A 19,860-nucleotide genomic window follows, 5' to 3' on the forward strand; every position below is an offset into this window, starting at 1 on the left:
CGCCCCCGAGCGAAATATGCTTGGCCGGCTCTTCGAAGGAAGGGCTCGAAAAGGCCGCCGAAGACCGGCCCCGGATCGGCGTTCGAGCCGCTCGATTGCGGGCGGTGCCTTGTGCGAGCCTGAAGCCTCTACAGCCTCGGCCCCGACTCAAGAACCGGGTCCGAGGCTTCGGTTCATTGCCGACGTATCGGATGGCCCGAAAACCGGGTCCACGTTTCGGTCCGATGCTCTCATGTCAGGGCACATCGATCTCGTATTGGCGCATCTTCCTGTAGAGCGTCGAGCGTCCGATGCCGAGGCGGCGGGCGATCTCGCTCATGCGCCCCTGATAGCGCTCGACCGCGAGGCGGATGACGGCGGCCTCGATCTCGTCGAGACGGCGCAGGTCGCCGGTCTCGTCGTGAAGAAGCGGATCGGGGCGGCGCCCGCCGTCTTCACCGCGCCCGGTTTCGGCGGCCCGTTCCCGGGGCGCGGCCTCTGCCTCGCCGACAGGCGCCTTCGGCCAAGGCGTCGGTGCGCCTGCGCCGTCGGCGGCTTGCCGCGCGAGGAGAAGGGCGTCGAAATCCTCCGGCCGCAGCACCTCGTTCTCGCACAGGACCACGGCCCGGTGCACCATGTTCTCCAGCTGGCGGATATTGCCGGGCCAGTCGAAGCCTTCCAGAAGGTCAAGCGTGTCGGGACCGATCCGGCGGGCCGGCGACTGGGGCTCGTCGGCGAGGAAGCGCTTCAGGAAACCTTCGGCAAGGGGCCGGATCTCCGCGCGGCGGTGACGAAGCGGCGGGACGGTGATCTCGAAGGCGTTCAGCCGGTAGAAGAGATCCTCGCGGAAGCGTCCCTCGCGCACGGCCGCACCGAGCGACCGGTTGGTGGCCGAAAGCAGCCGCACATCCACCTTCACCGCCCGGTCGGCGCCGATCGGGTCGACGACCCCTTCCTGGATCGCCCGCAGAAGCTTGACCTGCGCGGACGGGCTGAGTTCGCCCACCTCGTCGAGGAAGAGCGTTCCGCCGTCGGCCTCCCGGAACTTGCCGAAATGCTCGCGTCCCGCATCCGTGAAGGCACCCTTGGCATGGCCGAAGAGGATGCTTTCGACGAGATCGGAGGGGAGCGCGCCGCAATTGACGGTGACGAAGGGCTTGCCGGCGCGCGGGCCCCAGGCCTGGATGGCGCGGGCGATCCATTCCTTGCCGACGCCGGTCTCGCCGCTGACGAGAACGGGAATGGTGGACTTCGCGGCCTTGGCGGCGCTGGCGACGACGCTCGCCATCGGCTCGGGCAGAGCGTGGGCGCGAAAGCTCGCCGGCACGGGCGCCGGGCGCGAGCGGGCATCGAACATGCGCACCGCCCGCGTCAGCGCCTCGCCGAGCCTGTCCGGCGAGACGGGCTTGGTGACGAAGTCGAAGGCACCCGCCCGCATGGCCGCGACCGCCGTCTCGACGCTGTCCTTGGCCGTCTGCACCACGACCGGAACGTCGATGGCGCGCTTCTGCATCTCCGCCATCACCTCGGTGCCGCTCTTGTCGGGCATCACGAGATCGAGGAGGACGACGGTCACGTCCTGCGCCCGCGGGCCCGTCAGGGCGTCGAGCGCGGCCCGGCCGCCGTCGCAATGGATCGGCTGCAGGCCGATCCGCGAGATCTGCGCGTCGAGGAGCCTGCGCTGAATGGGGTCGTCGTCGACCACCAGAACCTTGCGTGCCATCACCGTGTGCCCAATCTGTGCCTGCCTGAGGCGGGATTGACCCAAACTGGCACGGGGGGCCTGAAAGCCGCCTCAAGGAACACCGGTAACGACGGATGAGCGAATTGCCTCGATTTGTAACGAACGGACCGGCCTCGAACGCCCTGTCGTTCTTTAATCCGGGGGAGCCGTTCTTTATCTGAGGGGCGAACTTCCTCTAAGGGGAATGACCGGCGACGGCCCGACCGTCCCTTTCGCGACCGCCGTCCGTTCCACGAACCCTGAGCACGAACCTTGAGCAGGCCCGCCCGATGACGAACCGCTTCCTCCCGATCGCCCGTTCCGCCGCAGAGCCTCTCGCAGGCGGTTCCGCGGCGCTTCCGGAATGGAATCTCGACGATCTCTATCCGGCGATGGATTCGCCCGAGCTGAAAGCCGATCTCGAGCGCGCGCGGGCGGATGCCGCGCTCTTCAAGGAGACCTGGCGCGGCCGCCTCGCCGACCTCGCCGAGAGCGATCCGGACGGTCTTGCCCGTTCGGTCGCCGATTACGAGAAGCTCGAGGAACTGCTCGGCCGCATCATCTCCTATGCCGGCCTTGTCTATGCGGGCGACACCGCCGATCCGATGCGTGCCAAGTTCTACGGCGACATCCAGGGATCGATCACCGATGTCGCCACCCATCTCCTCTTCTATACGCTCGAGATGAACCGCATTGAGGACGCGGTGATGGACCGGGCGATGGAGAGCGAGCCGAAGCTTGCCCATTACCGGCCCTGGCTCGTCGATCTTCGCAAGGACAAGCCGTTCCAGCTCGAGGACCGGGTCGAGGAGCTGTTCCACGAGAAGGGCATCACCGGGGCGGGCGCCTGGAACCGGCTGTTCGACGAGACCCTGACGAGCCTGCGCTTCACCGTCGACGGCGACGATCTCGGGCTCGAATCGACCCTCAACCTGCTTCAGGACGAGGATCGCGAGAAGCGCCGCAAGGCGGCGGCCGCGCTCACCAACGTCTTCTCGGCGAACCTGCGGACCTTCACCCTCATCACCAACACGCTGGCCAAGGACAAGGAGATCTCCGATCGCTGGCGCGGCTTCACCGATGTCGCCGATTCGCGGCATCTCGCGAACCGGGTGGAGCGCGAGGTGGTGGATGCGTTGAACACGGCCGTCACCCAGGCCTATCCCTCGATCTCCCATCGCTACTACGCCATGAAGGCGAAATGGCTGGGGCTCGACGTTCTCGACTACTGGGATCGCAACGCGCCGCTGCCCGATGCCAAAAGGCGCGACATCTCCTGGTCCGACGCGCGCGAGACGGTGCTCTCCGCCTATTCGGGCTTCTCGCCCCAGATGGCCGAGATCGCCAACCGCTTCTTCGAGCGCGACTGGATCGATGCCTCGCTGCGGCCCGGAAAGTCGCCGGGCGCCTTCGCCCATCCGACCGTGCCGAGCGTCCACCCTTACGTTCTCCTCAACTACATGGGCAAACCGCGCGACGTAATGACGCTCGCCCACGAGCTCGGTCACGGCGTCCACCAGGTGCTGGCGGGCGATCAGGGCGCGCTGATGGCGGCAACGCCGCTGACCCTTGCCGAGACCGCCTCGGTGTTCGGCGAGATGCTCACCTTCCGCTCGCTGCTTGCCCAGGCCAAGACGCAGCAGGAGCGCAAGACGCTGCTCGCCTCCAAGGTGGAGGACATGATCAACACGGTGGTGCGCCAGATCGCGTTCTACCAGTTCGAGCGCGCGCTCCACGAGGAGCGCAAGGGCGGCGAGTTGACGGCCGAGCGGATCGGCGAGATCTGGCTCGCGGTCCAGGGGCGCAGCCTCGGGCCGGCGGTGCGGCTCGGGGACGGCTACGAGACCTTCTGGACCTATGTCCCCCACTTCATCCACTCGCCGTTCTACGTCTATGCCTACGCCTTCGGCGACTGCCTCGTGAACTCGCTCTATTCGGTCTACGAGAACGCCGAGACCGGCTTCCAGGAGAAGTATTTCGCGATGCTGAAGGCCGGCGGCACCAAGCATCATTCCGAGCTTCTCGCCCCCTTCGGCCTCGATGCCTCCGATCCGGCCTTCTGGTCGAAGGGCCTCCAGATGATCTCCGGCTTCATCGACGAGCTGGAAGCGATGGAGTGAGACCGACGCTCACGGGAGGCGTCGCGTTCGGATGTCCGCCAGCAGCGCGGGCGGCGTCTGAGCCCTCGCCGGACGTGGATCGACCCGAGGGGTCGATTCATTCGTCCGACTGACGACGCGGCGTTTTGAAGCGCATGGCCTTCCCGGGCCGTGCGCGCGCCGCGTCCGCCACCCCGCCTGCCGAGAGGCGACAATTCCAAAACCTTCATGATTTTCAGGCCTTCGGCCCGATGACCCGGCGGCGAACCGGCCCGTGGCGACGGATCTGGCCCAACGGACCGTGGCCCCGAATATCCAAGGGCGGACAGAGAAAAGTCCGTTCACCTTTCGAACCTTTGTCCGGCTCGCGTGTTCCCCTCGTGACTTCGAACCGTTCCAATCTACCTTCCGCTCTAAGGCCGAAGGCTGGAACGCAGCGAATACCGAAGGGAATTCTCCGTGAACGTAACATTGTCTATCAACGGCCGGGACCACGCGCTGGACATCGATCCGCGCACCTCCCTGCTCGACGCCTGCCGCGATCACCTCGGGCTGACGGGATCCAAGAAGGGCTGCGACCACGGGCAGTGCGGCGCCTGCACGATGCTCGTCAACGGACGCCGGATCAATGCCTGCTTGACCCTCGCGGTGATGCACGAGAACGATGCGATCACCACGGTCGAGGGTCTCGGCACCGCCGAGAACCTGCATCCGATGCAGGCCTCCTTCGTCGAGCATGACGGCTATCAGTGCGGCTACTGCACGCCGGGCCAGGTCGTCTCGGCCGTCGGCATGCTGGGCGAGATCGGCGACGGCTGGCCGAGCCATGTGACCAAGGACATCAAGACCGGCACCGAGATCTCGGGCGACGAGATCCGCGAGCGCATGAGCGGCAATCTGTGCCGCTGCTCGGCCTATCCGAACATCGTCGACGCCATCTCCGCGGCCGCCGGCAAGACCAAGGAGCCCGCATGAGACCGTTTGAATATTCCAGGGCGTCGAGCGTCGGCGAAGCCCGCACCCTCGGCGGACGCTTCATCGCAGGAGGCACCAACCTTCTCGACCTGATGAAGCTCGAGATCGAGACCCCCGAGAAGATCGTCGACATCACCCGGCTTCCGCTGAACGAGATCAAGGAGACCGGGGACGGGGGGCTGAAGATCGGCGCGCTCGTCACGAATTCCGTTCTCGCGGCCGACGAGCGGATCCGCCGCGATCACGAAGTCCTGTCGCGGGCGCTTCTCGCCGGTGCCTCCGGCCAGCTCCGCAACAAGGCCTCGACCGGCGGAAATCTCCTGCAGCGCACCCGCTGCGGCTATTTCTACGAGACCTCCCAGCCCTGCAACAAGCGCGAGCCGGGCTCGGGCTGCGCGGCGATCGGCGGCTTCAACCGCATCCATGCGATCCTCGGGGCCTCGACCAACTGCATCGCGACCCATCCCTCCGACATGGCCGTCGCGATGATGGCGCTCGACGCGGTGGTGGAGACCGAACAGGCCGACGGGCACAATCGCGAGATCCCGCTCCGGGACTTCTACCGTCTGCCGGGCGACACGCCGCATATCGAGAACGAGCTCAAGGACGGCGAGCTCATCGTCAACATCCGCCTGCCGAAGCCCAAGGCCGGCTATCACGTCTATCGCAAGGTCCGCGACCGGGCGTCCTATGCCTTCGCGCTCGTTTCGGTGGCTGCCATCGTCAAGATGGATGGCAGCGAGATCGCCGAGGCGAGCCTTGCCTTCGGTGGTCTCGCCCACAAGCCGTGGCGCGACCCGAAGCTGGAGGCGATGCTGGTCGGCCAGACCCCGAAGCGCAAGCTCTTCGAGGATGTGGCCGACGCCCTTCTCGCCGATGCGCAGGGCCAGGGCGAGAACGATTTCAAGATACCGCTTGCACGGCGCACCCTCATCTCGGTGCTGTCCGAAGCAACGCAGGGAGCATGAACACCATGAACAAGCACGTTATGGACGAAGCGATCGGCGAGACCCGCCTCGATCGCGGCACGCAGGGCGTCATCGGCAAGGGCGCACCGCGCTACGAGGGCAAGCTCAAGGTGTCGGGCACCGCGCCCTATGCCTATGAGTATCTCGCCGGCGAGGACGTCGCCTATGGCTTCATCGTGCCGGCCTCCATCGCCAAGGGCACGATCCGCTCGGTGGATGCGACGAAGGCGGAGGCGGTGCCCGGCGTTCTCACCGTCATTTCGGGCGACAGGATCGTCCGTGCGGCCTCCCAGCCCATGGCGCCCGCGGCCCAGACCATCGACGGCGAGGTCTTCCACTACAACCAGCCGGTCGCCGTGGTGATCGCCGATCGTTTCGAGACGGCCCGCCACGCGGCCAAGCTCGTGAAGGTGGACTACGACGCCAAGGAAGGCCGCTTCGACATCGCCGCCCGCACGACGGTGCGCGAGCCCGCATCCATGCCGATGGAGCCGAACCAGACGCGCGGCGACTTCGAGAGTGCCTTCGCCAAGGCCGAGATCCAGTACGACCAGACCTTCACCACGCCCTCCTATCAGGCGGCGGCGATGGAGCCCCACGCCACCACGGCCAAATGGGACGGCGAGCGCCTGACTGTCTGGACCTCGCACCAGCTTCTGGAGACCGCGCCGGGCCAGCTCTCCAAGCATACGGGCGTCGACGCGGACAAGATCACGGTCCACAGCCCCTATATCGGCGGCGGCTTCGGCTCCAAGCTCGGCCTCGGCCCGGATGCGGTGATGGCCTGTCTCGGCACGATCGCCACCGGCAAGCCGGTGAAGATCGCGCTCACCCGCCAGAACGTCTTCCAGGCGACCTCCCGTCGCGGCGAGACGGTCCAGCGCGTGCGGATCGGCGTCACCAAGGCGGGCAAGATCACCTGCTTCGCCCATGAGACGGACACGACGAACTCGCCGGGCAACGGCTTCTTCGAGCCTTCGGGCATCTCGTCGGTGTTCCTCTATCCCGGCGAAGACCGCATCGTCTCCCACAATATCGTCGAGACGGACGTGCTGATGGCCTCGGCCTGCCGTGCGCCTGGCGAAGCGACGGGCATGCTCGCGACCGAGGGCGCGCTCGACGAGATCGCCGAGCAGCTGGGCTTGGATCCGGTCGAGTTTCGCCGGATGAACGAGCCCGAGGTCAATCCGCAGACCGATACGCCCTTCTCCTCGCGCCGTCTCATCGACTGCATCGAGGAAGGCGCAAGGCGCTTCGGCTGGTCGGATCGTCCGAAGACGCCGGGCTCGCGCCGTGAGGGCGAGTGGCTGATCGGCATGGGCATGGCCTCTGCGAGCCGCAAGAACGACCTGATGGAGTCTTCGGCCGAAATCGAGATGAGCCCGGACGGCCGCGCGACGGTGCGCACGGGCATGACCGATATCGGCACCGGCACCTACACGATCCTGCAGCAGATCGCGGCCGAGATGCTCGGCCTGCCGCTCGACATGGTCGATGTGGAACTCGGCGACTCGCGCTTTGCCCCGTCTTCGGGTTCCGGCGGGTCCTGGGGTGCGAATTCGGCCGGCTCCTCGGTCTATGTCGCATCGCTCGCCTTGATCCGGGAGCTTGCGAGCCGCATCGACGCCGATGCCGAGACGCTCACCCTGAAGGACGGCCACGCGATCTCCGGCAATCGCCAGATCCCGTTCGCCGACATCCTGAAGGGCGAGGCGATCTCGGTGACCGGTAAGATCGAGCCGGGCAAGCAGGCCGAGGAGACGCATCAGGCGAGCTATGGCGCGCATTTCTGCGAGGTGGCGGTCAATGTCGTCACCGGCGAGACGCGCATTCGCCGCCTCCTGACCGTCGGCGCTGCGGGCCGTATCCTCAACGAGAAGACGGCGACCTCCCAGTGCTATGGCGGCCAGATCTGGGGCATCGGCTACGCGCTCGAGGAGGATCTCGTGATCGACAAGCGCAACGGCCTGATCGTCAACCACGATCTCGCCGAGTATCACGTGCCGGTCCATGCGGATGTGCCGCAGCTCGACGTGGTGCTTCTGGAAGACCGCGATCCCCATGCGAGCCCGCTCGCGGGAAAAGGCATCGGCGAGCTCGCGATCGCCGGCGTCGGCGCCGCGATCACGAATGCCATCTACAATGCCTGCGGCGTGAGGATCCGGGATTATCCCGCGACCCTCGACAAGATCCTCGCCGAACTGCCCGACGACTATCTGACGGCAGCCTGAGCGAAGGCATGATGCGGTGAATGGAGAGGGGTCGGGAAACCGGCCCCTTTCTTCCATGCGATCGTCTATATCATCCTCGGCGCACGACCGCCCGTTACGAGGATGACCCGATGACCCTCCGCAGCTTCTACCCGCCGATCGAGCCCTATGACACCGGCATGCTCGATGTCGGCGACGGACATTCCGTCTCCTACGAACGCTGCGGGACGAAGGGCGGCAAGCCGGTCGTCTTTCTTCACGGCGGGCCCGGAGGCGGCTGCAATCCCGATCAGCGGCGCCTGTTCGACCCGGCCCGCTACGACATTCTCCTCTTCGATCAGCGGGGCTGCGGACGCTCGACGCCCCATGCCTCGCTCGAGGCGAACACGACCTGGCATCTCGTCGCCGATATCGAGCGCCTGCGCCAGATGGTCGGCTGCGACCGGTGGCAGGTCTTCGGCGGCTCCTGGGGATCGACCCTCGCGCTCGCCTATGCCGAGACCCATCCCGAACGGGTGAGCGAACTTCTCCTGCGCGGCGTCTATCTCGTCACGAAGGCCGATCTCGACTGGTCTTACAGGTTCGGCGTCTCGGAGATGTTTCCCGAGGAGTTCGAGCGCTTCCAGGCCCCGATCCCCGAGGCCGAGCGCGGCGACATGATCGCGGCCTATCGCGCTCGCCTCACCGGCGCGGACGAGGCCGAGAAGCTCGCCTGCGCGAAAGCCTGGAGCACCTGGGAGGCGCGCACGATCAAGCTTCTTCCGAGCGACGAGCTCGCCGCTCGCTTCTCCGACGGGCATTTCGCGCTCGCCTTCGCCCGCATCGAGAACCACTACTTCACCCATCGCTGCTGGCTGGAGGAGGGGCAGCTCCTGCGCGATGCCCATCGTCTGAGGGGGATCGAGGGCGCGATCGTCCACGGGCGCTACGACATGCCGTGCCCGGCGCGGTCGGCCTTCGCCCTGTCGCGGATCTGGACGGATGCCGCGTTCCGTCTCGTCGAGGGCGCCGGCCATGCCGTCGACGAGCCGGGCATTCTGCATGAGCTGATCGAGGCGACGGATCGCTTCGCCGCATAGCGCTTGCGCGCACCGACGGGCCGACCGGCCCCATTCTCCGTCCACGCCCCGGCCTCGCGCTCGAACGCGACGCCGGGAGCGCCCGAGACGGGCGGTCCGGGATCTATTCCGCCGGCTGGGCTTTCGTTTCGATCGCGCGATATTCCCCGCTCGTCGCCGTCAGTTTCGAGACGAGGACGATGGCGACGAAGGCGAGGATGAAGCCCGGAATGATCTCGTAGACGCCGGGACCGCCGAGGAAGCTCGAATTCCAGCCGAGGCTGATCCAGACGATCACCGTGACGGCGCCGGTGACGAGGCCCGCGACGGCGCCGGTGCCCGACATTCTGGACCAGGTGAGGGCGAGGATGATCAGCGGTCCGAAGGCGGCGCCGAAGCCCGCCCAGGCATTGGAGACGAGGCCCAGCACCTCCGAATTCGGATCGCTGGAGATGACGACCGCCGCAAGGGCGACGAGGACCACGCAGACCCGGCCGACATTCACCATCTCCGTCTCGCCCGCCTGCTTGCGCAGGAACAGGCGGTAGAAATCCTCCGTCAGCGAGGAGGAGGCGACGAGAAGCTGGGAGGAGATCGTGCTCATGATCGCGGCGAGAAGGGCTGCGAGAAGGAAGCCGGTGATCAGCGGATGGAAGAGGAGATCGGCCAGAACGATGAAGATCGTCTCGGGATCGCTCACCTCCAGCCCGTTGCGCACCGCATAGGCCCGGCCGAAGACGCCGACGCCGACGGCGCCGATGAGCGAGATCGCCATCCAGCTCATGCCGATATTGCGCGCTGCCGGAACTTCCTTGAGGGAGCGGATCGCCATGAAGCGCACGATGATATGGGGCTGGCCGAAATAGCCGAGGCCCCAGGTGACGGCCGACAGGAAGCCGATGAGAGTGAGCCCGTCGAAGAGCGAGAGATAGTTGGGGTCGACCTGCGACAGGGTTTCGCCCGCGCCCGAAAAGCCGCTCCCCTGGCCCGAATAGAGCACCACGAGGGGCATGATGACGAGGGCGAGCATCATGATGCAGCCCTGGACGAAATCGGTGAGGGAGACGGCGAGGAACCCGCCGACCACGGTATAGGTGAGGACGATGGCGAGCGTCAGCCAGATGCCGACCGTGTAGTCGCTGAAGCCGCCCACATCGATGAACTCGCCGAAGGCGCTCTCGAAGAGCTTGCCGCCGGCAACGAGGCCCGAAGCCGTATAGACCGCGAAGAAGACGACGATGATGACCGCCGAGATGGTGCGAAGCGCGATCGCGCGGCTCGGGAAACGCTTGCCGAGAAATTCGGGAATGGTGAGGGAATTGTCGTAGCGCGCGGTCTGCTCGCGAAGGCGCGGGGCGACGATGATCCAGTTGGCGAAGGCGCCGACGAAGAGGCCGATGCCGATCCAGGCCTCGACGAGGCCGGAGGCGAAGAGCGCGCCGGGAAGGCCGAGAAGCAGCCAGCCGGACATGTCCGAGGCACCGGCCGACAGCGCGGCGACGGACGGGCTGAGCTGGCGCCCGCCCAGCATGTATTCTTCCGAACTCGATGTCGACTTGCGCCAGGCATAGAAGCCGATCGCGAGCATGAGGACGAAATAGGCCCCGAGGCTGATCCAGACGCCGAGCTGCATGGTTTTCGTCTCCTGCCATTCATCACCGAACGGTTAGGATAACGGCGGTCACGAGACCGTCAACACAAGTCCGACGAGATTCAGCCCCTATTCTGCCGCAATCGGCACCGCCTTGCCCTGCGGTTCGAGCCCGGCGAGCACGGCCGGCTTCTCGCCGCCATAGGCCCAGTCGAGGAGTTCGGCCGTGTGGAGGATCGGGATTCCCGTGCCCGAGCCGATCTGCGTGATGCAGCCGATATTGCCGGTGGCGATGACCTGCGGCGAGACGCTCTCGATGTTCTTCACCTTGCGCGCCTTGAGCTGCGCGGCGATCTCGGGCTGGGTGATGTTGTAGGTGCCGGCCGAGCCGCAGCACAGGTGCCCCTCGGGGATCTCGCGGATCGTGAAGCCCGCCTGTCGCAGCAGGCCGCGCGGCTGCTTCTGCACCCGCTGGCCGTGCTGCATGGAGCAGGCGGAGTGATAGGCGACGTCGAGGCCCGTCGCGTTGACCGGCTCCGGCAGGTCGAGGGTCGCGAGATATTCGGTGACGTCGAGGGTCTTCTCGGAGACCCGCTTCGCCTTGTCGGCATAGTCCGGATCGAGCCGCAGCATATGGGCGTAGTCCTTGACCGTCGTGCCGCAGCCCGACGCGGTCATGACGATGGCGTCGAGCCCGCCGGTCTCGATCTCGCGGCACCAGACGTCGATGTTCTGCTTGGCGAAGCGGTGGGCCTCGTCCTCCTTGCCCATGTGGTGGACGAGAGCGCCGCAGCAGGTCTCGCCCTTCGGCACCACGACCTCGACGCCGATGCGGTTGAGGAGGGCGACCGTCCGCTCGTTGATGGCGGGGTCGAGCACGGACTGGGCGCAGCCGCTGAGGATCGCGACGCGTCCCCTGCGGGTGCCGGCGGCCGCATGGGTGCCGGGTTCGTTGATCGCCGATTTCGCCGGAACGCTGGTCGGCGCAAGGCGCAGCATGGCGGCCATGGGCTTCAGGGGCCTGATGCCGTCGAGAAGGCTCGCGAAGGGCCGGCCGAGCCGCGCGGCGGCAAGGCTTGCGCGGAAGCGGCCCGGATAGGGCAGGACGAGGGCGAGGATCCGCCGCGTCATCCGGTCGACGAAGGGCCGCTTGTAGGTCGCCTCGATATGGTTTCGGGCATGGTCGACGAGGTGCATGTAGTTCACGTCGGCCGGGCAGGTGGTCATGCAGGCGAGGCAGGAGAGGCAGCGGTCGATATGGGTGACGGTCTTCTCGTCCGCCGGCCGGTCGTTCTCCAGCATGTCCTTGATGAGATAGATGCGCCCGCGCGGCGAATCGAGCTCGTTGCCGAGCGTCACATAGGTCGGGCAGGTCGCCGTGCAGAAGCCGCAATGGACGCATTTGCGCACGATGCCGGCCGAATGGGCCGTATCGGGATCGTCGAGCTGGGCGGGTGTGAAATGGGTCTGCATGAAGAGGCTCCTCCCAGAGCCGAAGTCGGCGGTCAGGTGCGCGGCGAGCGGGGCTTTTTCTAGAGATGCGACCCGGCGGTGCCGGATCGCTCGCCCGGCGAAAGCGGTCTTGGGCCTGCCGCGTGGTCGCCGTCGTGTCGGATGATGGCCGTCACCCCATCTTTCCCGGATTGAGCACGCCGGCCGGATCGAACTGCTCCTTCAGGCGGCGCGACAGGCCGGCAAGGGCGGGGGCGTGGGGCTGGAAGACCTCGGTCGCGGCACGGACCTGATCCGTCGCGCGCACGAGGGTCGCATGGCCGCCGCCGATGCGGCTCACGCCGGCGCGCACGAGGTCGGCTTCCGCCTCGCCGCTCTCCATCCGCAGCCAGACGAGGCCGCCCTGCCAGTCGTAGAAGGCGTCGATCGCCGCATGACGCCGGAGGCCCATCACGAGGGCATGGCCGGAGGTGGGCGCGACGCTCACGCGCCAGACCGGCCGCTCGCTGCCGTCGGCGAACGGGATCGCATCCTTCACGTCGCGCCAGAAGGCGCGCGATTCCTCACCGTGAAGATGCTCGAGCCGGCCGCGCTCCTCGAGAACGGTGCCGAGATGCTTCGCCCGCGCCTCGACCGAGGGGCCGAAGCCGTCGAGGCGGATCGCGGTGGCGGGCTCGTTGCCCAGCGCTCCGTCCATCACGCGGGCGGCCGTCAGCATGGGCAGATGGGCCGCGCCCGAGGCCTCGGCCGGCGAGCCGAGGGCGAGCGCCATCGCGGCGGATGCCGCCTCGTCGTCGAGACCGCGCAGGAGGAGCGTGGTTTCGGCCTCGCTCTTCGGCAGGACCTTGATCGTCACCTCGCTCATGACCGCGAGGGTGCCGAAGGAGCCGGCGATCCCCTTGGACAGGTCGTAGCCGGTGACGTTCTTGACCACCCGCCCGCCGGACTTGAAGATCTCCGCCCGGCCGGAGACGGCCCGGACGCCGAGAACATGATCGCGCGCCGCGCCCTGCTTCAGGCGGCGGGGGCCGGCGAGATTGCAGGCGACGACGCCGCCGATCGTGCCGAGGCCGCGCTCGCGCCCGTGGAGGGGGCCGTAATCGATGGGTTCGAATTCGAGGCGCTGGTGCTTCTCGTCGAGCATCGCCTCGATCTCGGCGATGGGCGTTCCGGCCCTTGCCGAAAGAACGAGTTCCTCCGGCTCGTAGAGGGTGACGCCGGTCAGCTTGCGCGTCGAGAGCGTCGCGCCCGCCTGAACCGGCCGTCCGAGGCCGGATTTCGAGCCCGTTCCCTCGACGAGGAGCGGCACCTCCTCGCTGACGGCCCCGGCGATCACGTCGCGAAGCGCGTCCTCGCTCGTCGGCTCGAACAGGCGGGAGGCCTCTGCGCCGGAGGCTCCGGCGGGCTTTGCGGCTGCATTCGCGCTCATGACGTCAGAACCTCGGCAGGTCGGGGAAGGCGACCTCGCCCTTGTGGACATGCATGCGGCCGAGTTCGGCGCAGCGATGGAGCTGCGGGAACACCTTGCCGGGATTGAGGAGGTGCTTGGCGTCGAAGGCGCACTTGACCCGCTGCTGGTGCTTCAGATCGGTCTCGCTGAACATTTCCGGCATCAGGTCGCGTTTCTCGACCCCCACCCCGTGCTCGCCCGTCAGGACGCCGCCGACCTCCACGCACAGCCTCAGGATGTCGTTGCCGAACTCCTCGGCCTTTTCCAGTTCGCCCTTGTTGGCGTCGTAGAGGACGAGCGGATGGAGATTGCCGTCACCGGCATGGAAGACATTGGCGACCTTCAGGCCGTATTTCTTCTCCATCTCCTTCATGCCGGCCAGGACACGCGGCAGTTCCTTGCGCGGGATCGTGCCGTCCATGCAGTAATAGTCCGGCGAGATGCGGCCGACGGCGGGGAAGGCGGCCTTGCGCCCGGCCCAGAAGGCGGCGCGCTCCTCCTCGCTCTGGGAGACCCGCGTGGTGGTCGCCCCGTTCTCGCGCGCGATGGTCTCGACGGCCGACAGCAGGTGGTCGACCTCGGCCTTCGGGCCGTCGAGCTCGACGATCAGCAGCGCTTCCACGTCGCGCGGATAGCCTGCGAGGACAAAATCCTCCGCCGCGTGGATGGCCGGGCGATCCATCATCTCCATGCCGCCGGGAATGATGCCCCTGGCGATGATCGCGGCGACGCATTCGCCGCCCTGTTCGGAGGTCGGAAAGCCGATCAGCACGGCGCGGGCGGTCTCGGGCGCCTGGAGGATGCGCACGGTCACTTCCGTGACGACCCCGAGCAGGCCCTCCGAGCCGGTCATCAGGCCGAGCATGTCGTAGCCCCCGTCGGCATCGAGATGCTTGCCGCCGATGCGCACGATCTCGCCCTCCATAGTGACGAATTCGAGCCCGAGCACGTTGTTGGTGGTCAGTCCGTATTTCAGGCAGTGCACGCCGCCGGAATTCTCCGCGATATTGCCGCCGATGGAGCAGGCGATCTGGGAGGAGGGATCGGGGGCGTAGTAGAAGCCTCTATGGTCGACGGCCTTGGTGATGCCGAGATTGGTGACGCCGGGCTGGACGACGGCGCAGCGATTGTCGAAGTCGACGTCGAGAACCTTGTTGAACTTCGACAGGACGAGCAGGACGCCGTCCTCGAGCGGCAGCGCGCCGCCCGACAGGGAGGTTCCCGCGCCGCGCGGCACCACCGGAATATCGTTGGCGTGGCAGTATTTCAGGACCTTGGAGACCTGTTTCACGGTCTGCGGCAGGACGACCACGAGCGGCAGCTGGCGATAGGCGGTGAGCCCGTCGCTCTCGAAGACGCGCATTTCGTTGGTCGCGTCCACCACCCCTTCGCCGGGCACGATCGCGCGCAGCGCCGAAACGATTTCTTCTCGCCGCGACAGGACCGCCGCGGACGGCTTCGGCATTGCGATGGACATGAATCGAGACCTCCCAGTCCTTTATGCGAGAACTTAAGACGGCCGGCCGCGTGCGTCCACCTCGGCCAAAACACCGCAGGCGGGCTGTCTATCCGGAACGTGTATATCAATCGGTATGGGAGCGGCGGATGCGCCGGACGACCGTCCAGACGCCGAGAAGGGCGACGGGCACGAAGCCGGCCGTCAGCATCGTCGCCGAGACGGGGAAGCCCTCCTTCTCCAGCGCCTTCGCCACATAACCGAACAGGCCGACCACATAGTAGCCGATCGCGGCCACGGAGAGGCCCTCGACGGTCTGCTGCAGGCGAAGCTGGAGGCGGGCCCTGCGATCCATCGAGGAGAGGAGGTCGCGGTTCTGGTGTTCCAGCTCCACGTCGATGCGGGTGCGCAGGAGATTGGCGGCCCGGCTGAGCTTCTCCGACAGCACCGCCAGTCGCCGGTCCACGGAGAGGCAGGTGCGCATGGCCGGCGCCATGCGCCGCTGGAGGAAGGCGCTCCAGCTTTCCGATCCGGGAACCGTCTGCTCGCCGACGGCGGCGAGGCGCTCGCGCACGATGTCGTCATAGGCCCGGCTCGCGCCGAACCGGTAGAGCACCCGCGCGGCGGTCGCCTCCACCTCGGCGGCTGCGAGCGTCAGCTCCTGCAGGAGCGCGCGGCTGTCCTCGCTGCCGCCCTTCATCTCGTCGGTGATCTTGACGAGCTGGCCTTCCAGCACCTCGATCGCCGGGCCCACATCGTGGGCGAGGGGCAGGCCGAGAAGCGCGAGCGTTCGGTAGACCTCCAGATCGACGAGGCGCATGGCGAGCGCTCCCGCACGCGCCGGCGTCAGCCCGTCGCTGAGGACCAGCATGCGGGTGAGGCCGTCGGCGTCCTGGCGGAAATCGGTCGCGGCCATGGCAAGGCCGCCATCCATGTTGGAACAGCAATAGCTCGACCGGTCGAAGCTTTTCAGGGCCGCCTCGTCGCTTGCGCTCTTCTGGCGGATCTCGATATGGACGCCCGCCATCATCGGGCCGGGCGCCTCGAACTCGGCGCCGAAGGGATGCCCCGTGACCGGCTGGCCGAAGCGCTCCGGCGCCGGTCCGTCCCAGGAATAGGTCGAAAATTCGGTATGGCGTTCCCAGCGCAGCCGTCCCTGGCCGAAGACGAAGCCGTGGGTGCGCGCGTCGAGCGCGGGCGGCGGCACGCCCTGGCGGCGGGAGAGTTCGGCGAGAACCTCGCGGTCGCGCTCGCCCCCGTCCTCGGTCATGAAGGCGATGGTGACGATCGCGCGCGGCAGGCTGAGAAGGGGGAAGGGGCGGGCATGGATCTCGCCGAGGACGCTCGCCCGTCTCGGATCGACGGGGAAGCGGTCGCGGCCCATCTCCCGCAGCGTTCTGTCGCTCATGCCCCGTCCCTTCAATATCGCCCCTCTCGCGTTATCTCGTATCGGCGGGAGAAGTCCAAGGGTTTGGCGCCGTGCGGCCGCGCTTTGGGGGCGGGGCGGCGAATTTCCACCCGAGGGGGTACGGGTTTGCCCGCCCCGCTCCACCCGAAGGCGACGCCGCCGGGACCGGGGTCCCGTTCCGCGCCGGCCGCACTGGGGGACGCGATGGCGCCGAGACGCACGAGCCCGAAACGCACGAGCCCGAGACGCACGAGATCGAGGATCCGAGGATGATGACGAGAGCCGAACGCGATGGTGCGAGGATCGAGGTCGTCACCGGCGACATCACGCGGCTCGAGGTGGACGCGATCGTGAATGCAGCGAATGAGAGCCTTCTGGGCGGAGGCGGCGTCGACGGGGCGATCCACCGGGCCGCCGGGCCGCGTCTCTTGGAAGCCTGCCGCGCGATCGGGGGATGTCCGACCGGCGAGGCGCGCATCACGCCGGGCTTCGATCTGCCGGCGCGCCACGTGATCCATACGGTGGGGCCGTTCTGGCGGGGCGGCGGGGCGGGCGAGGACGAACTGCTGGCCTCCGCCTATCGATCGAGCCTCGAACTCGCCTGCGCGAACGATCTCGCCTCGATCGCCTTTCCGGCGATCTCGACCGGGGTCTACGGGTTTCCGAAGGCGAGGGCGGCCCGCATCGCGGTGCGCGAATGCTTGCGGGCGGCGGACAGTGGCGCGGTTCCCGGCCGCATTCTCCTATGCTGCTTTTCCGAGGGCGACCGGGCGCTCCACGCAGAAACCCTCGAAGCCGCCCTGAGGGCGTGACCTCCTCGGCGGGCTCCGGATGGTGGCGGTGCGCCAGGCTCGCGCCGGCCGGCGTTCGAAGCCTGTCCGAGACTGCCACAATTGGTTCAGGTCCCGTTAAATCGCCGCATTTAAAGTTTGGAAAGGATCCGTCGGCCCTGAAAAGGGGCGCGTCGGACGGGCGAACCGTTCGCCGCGAGGGCGGACGAGGGGAAGCGATCGCATTGGGTCCCGGCGGATGGCGGCACGAGCTGCGCCGCGAACGGGATGCGCGATCGCGCAACGAATGACGAGCGGGGGCCATGTCCATGGCGGCCAGACGGCAAGAGCGGATCGAACCGAGCTTTGAGGGTGCATTTGAGGATCGCGGCGAGGACGAGATCCGCGTGACGGCGGACGATCGCGCCATTCCCACGGCGGCCAACAGCCGGGGCCGCAAGGCCAAGCCCGAAAAGGCAGAGCGTCGCTCCTTCTTCGGTGGCCGCAAGACGAATTCCGGCCGTGGCCGCCCGGGCGGTGGCTCCGGCGGTGGCTCGGGAGGCAGCGGCGGCAAGCGGCGCCGGCGCGGCTTCGTCGGCCATGTGTTCAGAACCTGCCTCACGCTCCTCGTCTGGGGCGGGCTCGGCGTCGCGATGGTCGTCGGCTATTTCGCGGTCAAGCTTCCGAGCGAGGCCTGGGCGATCCCGGAGCGCCCGCCAAACGTGAAGATCGTCGCCGTCGGCGGCGAGATGATCGCCAATCGCGGGCTCACCGGCGGGCGCGAGGTCGCCCTCGACGAGATCAGCCCGTATATCCCGCAGGCCGTGATGGCGATCGAGGATCGCCGCTTCTACGACCATTTCGGCGTCGATCCCCTGGGCATCGCCCGCGCCGCCTTCGAGAACTATCAGGCGGGCTCGACCGTGCAGGGTGGCTCGACCCTCACCCAGCAGCTCGCCAAGAACGTCTTCCTCAGTCCCGAACAGTCGTTCCAGCGCAAGATCCAGGAGGCGATCCTCTCGCTCTGGCTGGAGCAGAAGTTCACCAAGGACCAGATCATGGAGATGTATCTGAACCGGGTCTATTTCGGTTCGGGTGCGACCGGCGTGGAAGCCGCCTCGCGGCGCTATTTCAACAAGAGCGCCGCCGATGTGGACCTGCACGAGGCCGCGCTTCTGGCCGGCCTTCTGAAGGCGCCCTCGCGTCTTTCGCCGGCCCGCGATGCAGAGGCCGCCAAGGCCCGCGCGGACGTGGTTCTGACGGCCATGCGCGAGGAAGGCTATATCGACGATGCGGAGCTTGCCGCCGCCAAGGCCGAGGAGCCGGTGAAGGCGAAGAGCTACTGGTCGGGCGCCGAGAACTACGCCGCCGACGTGGTCATGAACGACCTCAAGGAGCTCATCGGCGAGGTGAAGGAGGACGTGGTCGTCCAGACCACGATCGATCTCGATCTCGAACGCGAGGCCGAGAAGGTCATCAAGAAGACGGTCAACGGCGCGCGCCAGAACGTCTCCCAGGGCGCCCTCGTCTCGATCGACGGCACCGGGGCGATCCGCGCGCTCGTCGGCGGCGTCGACTACGCCAAGAGCCAGTACAACCGCGCCTTCCAGGCGCGGCGCCAGCCGGGCTCGGCCTTCAAGCCCTTCGTCTACCAGACGGCGATGGAACAGGGATGGCGCCCGGAGACCGTGCTCGACGACGCGCCGGTGAAGATCGGCAACTGGACGCCGCAGAACTACGACAACCGCTATCGCGGCCCGGTGACGCTCGCGAGCGCCCTTCAGAATTCCCTCAACACCATCGCGGCCCAGCTGATCGAGGCGGTGGGTCCGGCCTCGGTGATCGAGACGGCCAATCGCATGGGCATCAAGTCGCAGATCGGCGACAACGCCTCGATCGCGCTCGGCACCGCGGAGGTCTCGCTGCTCGAACTGACGGACGCCTTCACGCCCTATGCAAACGGCGGCTACCAGGCCAAGCCCCATCTCATCAACCGGGTGACCACCGAGGGCGGCAAGCTCCTGTGGGAGCGCGGCGCGGAGGTCCCGCCGGTCATCGTCGATCCCGACACGGTCGCCATGATGAACGCCATGCTGACGCGTGTGGTCAGTTCCGGCACCGGCCGCAGGGCCGAGATCGACGGCTGGCAGGTGGCGGGCAAGACCGGCACCACCAACGACTATAAGGATGCCTGGTTCATCGGCTACACCGCCAATCTGACGACCGGTGTCTGGCTCGGCAACGACAACGGCGCCAAGATGCAGAAGGTCACCGGCGGCTCCCTGCCGGCCGAGGCGTGGAAGGAGTTCATGACCGCCGCGCATGAGGGCCTGCCGCCGACGCCGCTGCCGGGCGACTACCAGATCGGCGCCCAGGGCGCGCCGCTCGTCGCCGACAGCCAGGGCGGGGAATATTACGATCCGACCATGGCCGAAGGGGGCGACCCCTACTACGCCCCGGCCGGCCAGGTGCCGCCGGAGAACGTCGGCGGGGCACGCCAGTCGGCCGACAATCGCGGCCGGGTCTACGATTCGCCGCCGCCTCCGGGCGTCTCGGTCGAAGGCCGGGTGCGCAATCCGACCCTGCTCGAAAGCATTTTCGGCATGTGAGGACGCTTGAGGGCGTCCCCGCCGTCACCCGCGGCGGGGATTGCCCGGCCCCAGGGCTTTCGACCATAAGGGGCGGCTCACGCGTCCGGTCCGGTTCGGGCCGGCGCTCCAA

13 protein-coding genes are annotated in these 19,860 nt (G+C 67.4%); 7 read left to right on the top strand and 6 right to left on the bottom strand.

Annotation, left to right across the window (positions count from 1 at the left end; all coding sequences use genetic code 11):
• Positions 1 to 235: 235 nt before the first annotated feature.
• Positions 236 to 1,702 (bottom strand): sigma-54-dependent transcriptional regulator, encoded by a 1,467-nt coding sequence (locus DYI37_RS17645; protein WP_116684599.1) that lies wholly within the window; start codon positions 1,700 to 1,702, stop codon positions 236 to 238.
• Positions 1,703 to 1,992: 290 nt separating this feature from the next.
• Here DYI37_RS17645 and DYI37_RS17650 point away from each other — a divergent pair, with 290 nt between their 5' ends.
• The 5 genes from DYI37_RS17650 (at position 1,993) to pip (ending at position 9,033) form a co-directional block, all read left to right on the top strand.
• A complete protein-coding gene (locus tag DYI37_RS17650) occupies positions 1,993 to 3,822 on the top strand; it encodes a M3 family oligoendopeptidase (protein ID WP_116684600.1) in 1,830 nt (609 codons plus the stop codon).
• Positions 3,823 to 4,227: 405 nt separating this feature from the next.
• A complete protein-coding gene (locus tag DYI37_RS17655) occupies positions 4,228 to 4,776 on the top strand; it encodes a 2Fe-2S iron-sulfur cluster-binding protein (RefSeq protein WP_116684601.1) in 549 nt (182 codons plus the stop codon).
• The gene (locus DYI37_RS17660; RefSeq protein WP_116684602.1) at positions 4,773 to 5,744 is read left to right on the top strand and encodes an FAD binding domain-containing protein; all 972 of its coding nucleotides are present in this window, start codon (positions 4,773 to 4,775) and stop codon (positions 5,742 to 5,744) included. The genes DYI37_RS17655 and DYI37_RS17660 overlap by 4 nt, the downstream gene beginning before the upstream one ends.
• A 5-nt stretch (positions 5,745 to 5,749) precedes the next feature.
• Positions 5,750 to 7,975, top strand: coding sequence for a xanthine dehydrogenase family protein molybdopterin-binding subunit (locus DYI37_RS17665; RefSeq protein WP_245413985.1), 2,226 nt, complete (start codon positions 5,750 to 5,752; stop codon positions 7,973 to 7,975).
• A 110-nt stretch (positions 7,976 to 8,085) separates the two neighbouring features.
• Positions 8,086 to 9,033, top strand: coding sequence for a prolyl aminopeptidase (gene pip / locus DYI37_RS17670; RefSeq protein WP_116684604.1), 948 nt, complete (start codon positions 8,086 to 8,088; stop codon positions 9,031 to 9,033).
• A 103-nt stretch (positions 9,034 to 9,136) separates the two neighbouring features.
• Here the strand turns inward: pip and putP are convergent, their stop codons facing one another.
• The 5 genes from putP to DYI37_RS17695 form a co-directional block, all read right to left on the bottom strand.
• The gene (putP, locus tag DYI37_RS17675; protein WP_116684605.1) at positions 9,137 to 10,645 is read right to left on the bottom strand and encodes a sodium/proline symporter PutP; all 1,509 of its coding nucleotides are present in this window, start codon (positions 10,643 to 10,645) and stop codon (positions 9,137 to 9,139) included.
• Positions 10,646 to 10,732: 87 nt separating this feature from the next.
• The gene (gene glcF, locus DYI37_RS17680; protein ID WP_116684606.1) at positions 10,733 to 12,076 is read right to left on the bottom strand and encodes a glycolate oxidase subunit GlcF; all 1,344 of its coding nucleotides are present in this window, start codon (positions 12,074 to 12,076) and stop codon (positions 10,733 to 10,735) included.
• Positions 12,077 to 12,227: 151 nt separating this feature from the next.
• Positions 12,228 to 13,484, bottom strand: a complete 1,257-nt coding sequence (gene glcE / locus DYI37_RS17685) for a glycolate oxidase subunit GlcE (protein ID WP_116684607.1) — start codon at positions 13,482 to 13,484, stop codon at positions 12,228 to 12,230.
• 4 nt (positions 13,485 to 13,488) lie between these two features.
• Positions 13,489 to 14,982 carry an FAD-linked oxidase C-terminal domain-containing protein gene (locus DYI37_RS17690; RefSeq protein WP_116684608.1) on the bottom strand — a complete coding sequence of 498 codons (1,494 nt, stop codon included), beginning with the start codon at positions 14,980 to 14,982 and terminating at the stop codon, positions 13,489 to 13,491.
• A gap of 106 nt (positions 14,983 to 15,088) precedes the next feature.
• On the bottom strand, positions 15,089 to 16,369 hold the full coding sequence (locus tag DYI37_RS17695; RefSeq protein ID WP_245413986.1) for a DUF3422 family protein: 1,281 nt from the start codon (positions 16,367 to 16,369) through the stop codon (positions 15,089 to 15,091).
• Between the two features lie 272 nt (positions 16,370 to 16,641).
• On the opposite strand from DYI37_RS17695, the gene DYI37_RS17700 reads away from it, so the two are divergent.
• Together DYI37_RS17700 and DYI37_RS17705 are read left to right on the top strand one after the other, a co-directional pair.
• The gene (locus DYI37_RS17700) at positions 16,642 to 17,181 is read left to right on the top strand and encodes an O-acetyl-ADP-ribose deacetylase (protein WP_199520204.1); all 540 of its coding nucleotides are present in this window, start codon (positions 16,642 to 16,644) and stop codon (positions 17,179 to 17,181) included.
• 281 nt (positions 17,182 to 17,462) lie between these two features.
• A complete protein-coding gene (locus DYI37_RS17705; protein WP_245413987.1) occupies positions 17,463 to 19,748 on the top strand; it encodes a transglycosylase domain-containing protein in 2,286 nt (761 codons plus the stop codon).
• The last annotated feature ends 112 nt before the right edge of the window (positions 19,749 to 19,860 follow it).

Source organism: Fulvimarina endophytica (assembly GCF_003403015.1).
Classification (GTDB): Bacteria; Pseudomonadota; Alphaproteobacteria; order Rhizobiales; family Rhizobiaceae; genus Fulvimarina; species Fulvimarina endophytica.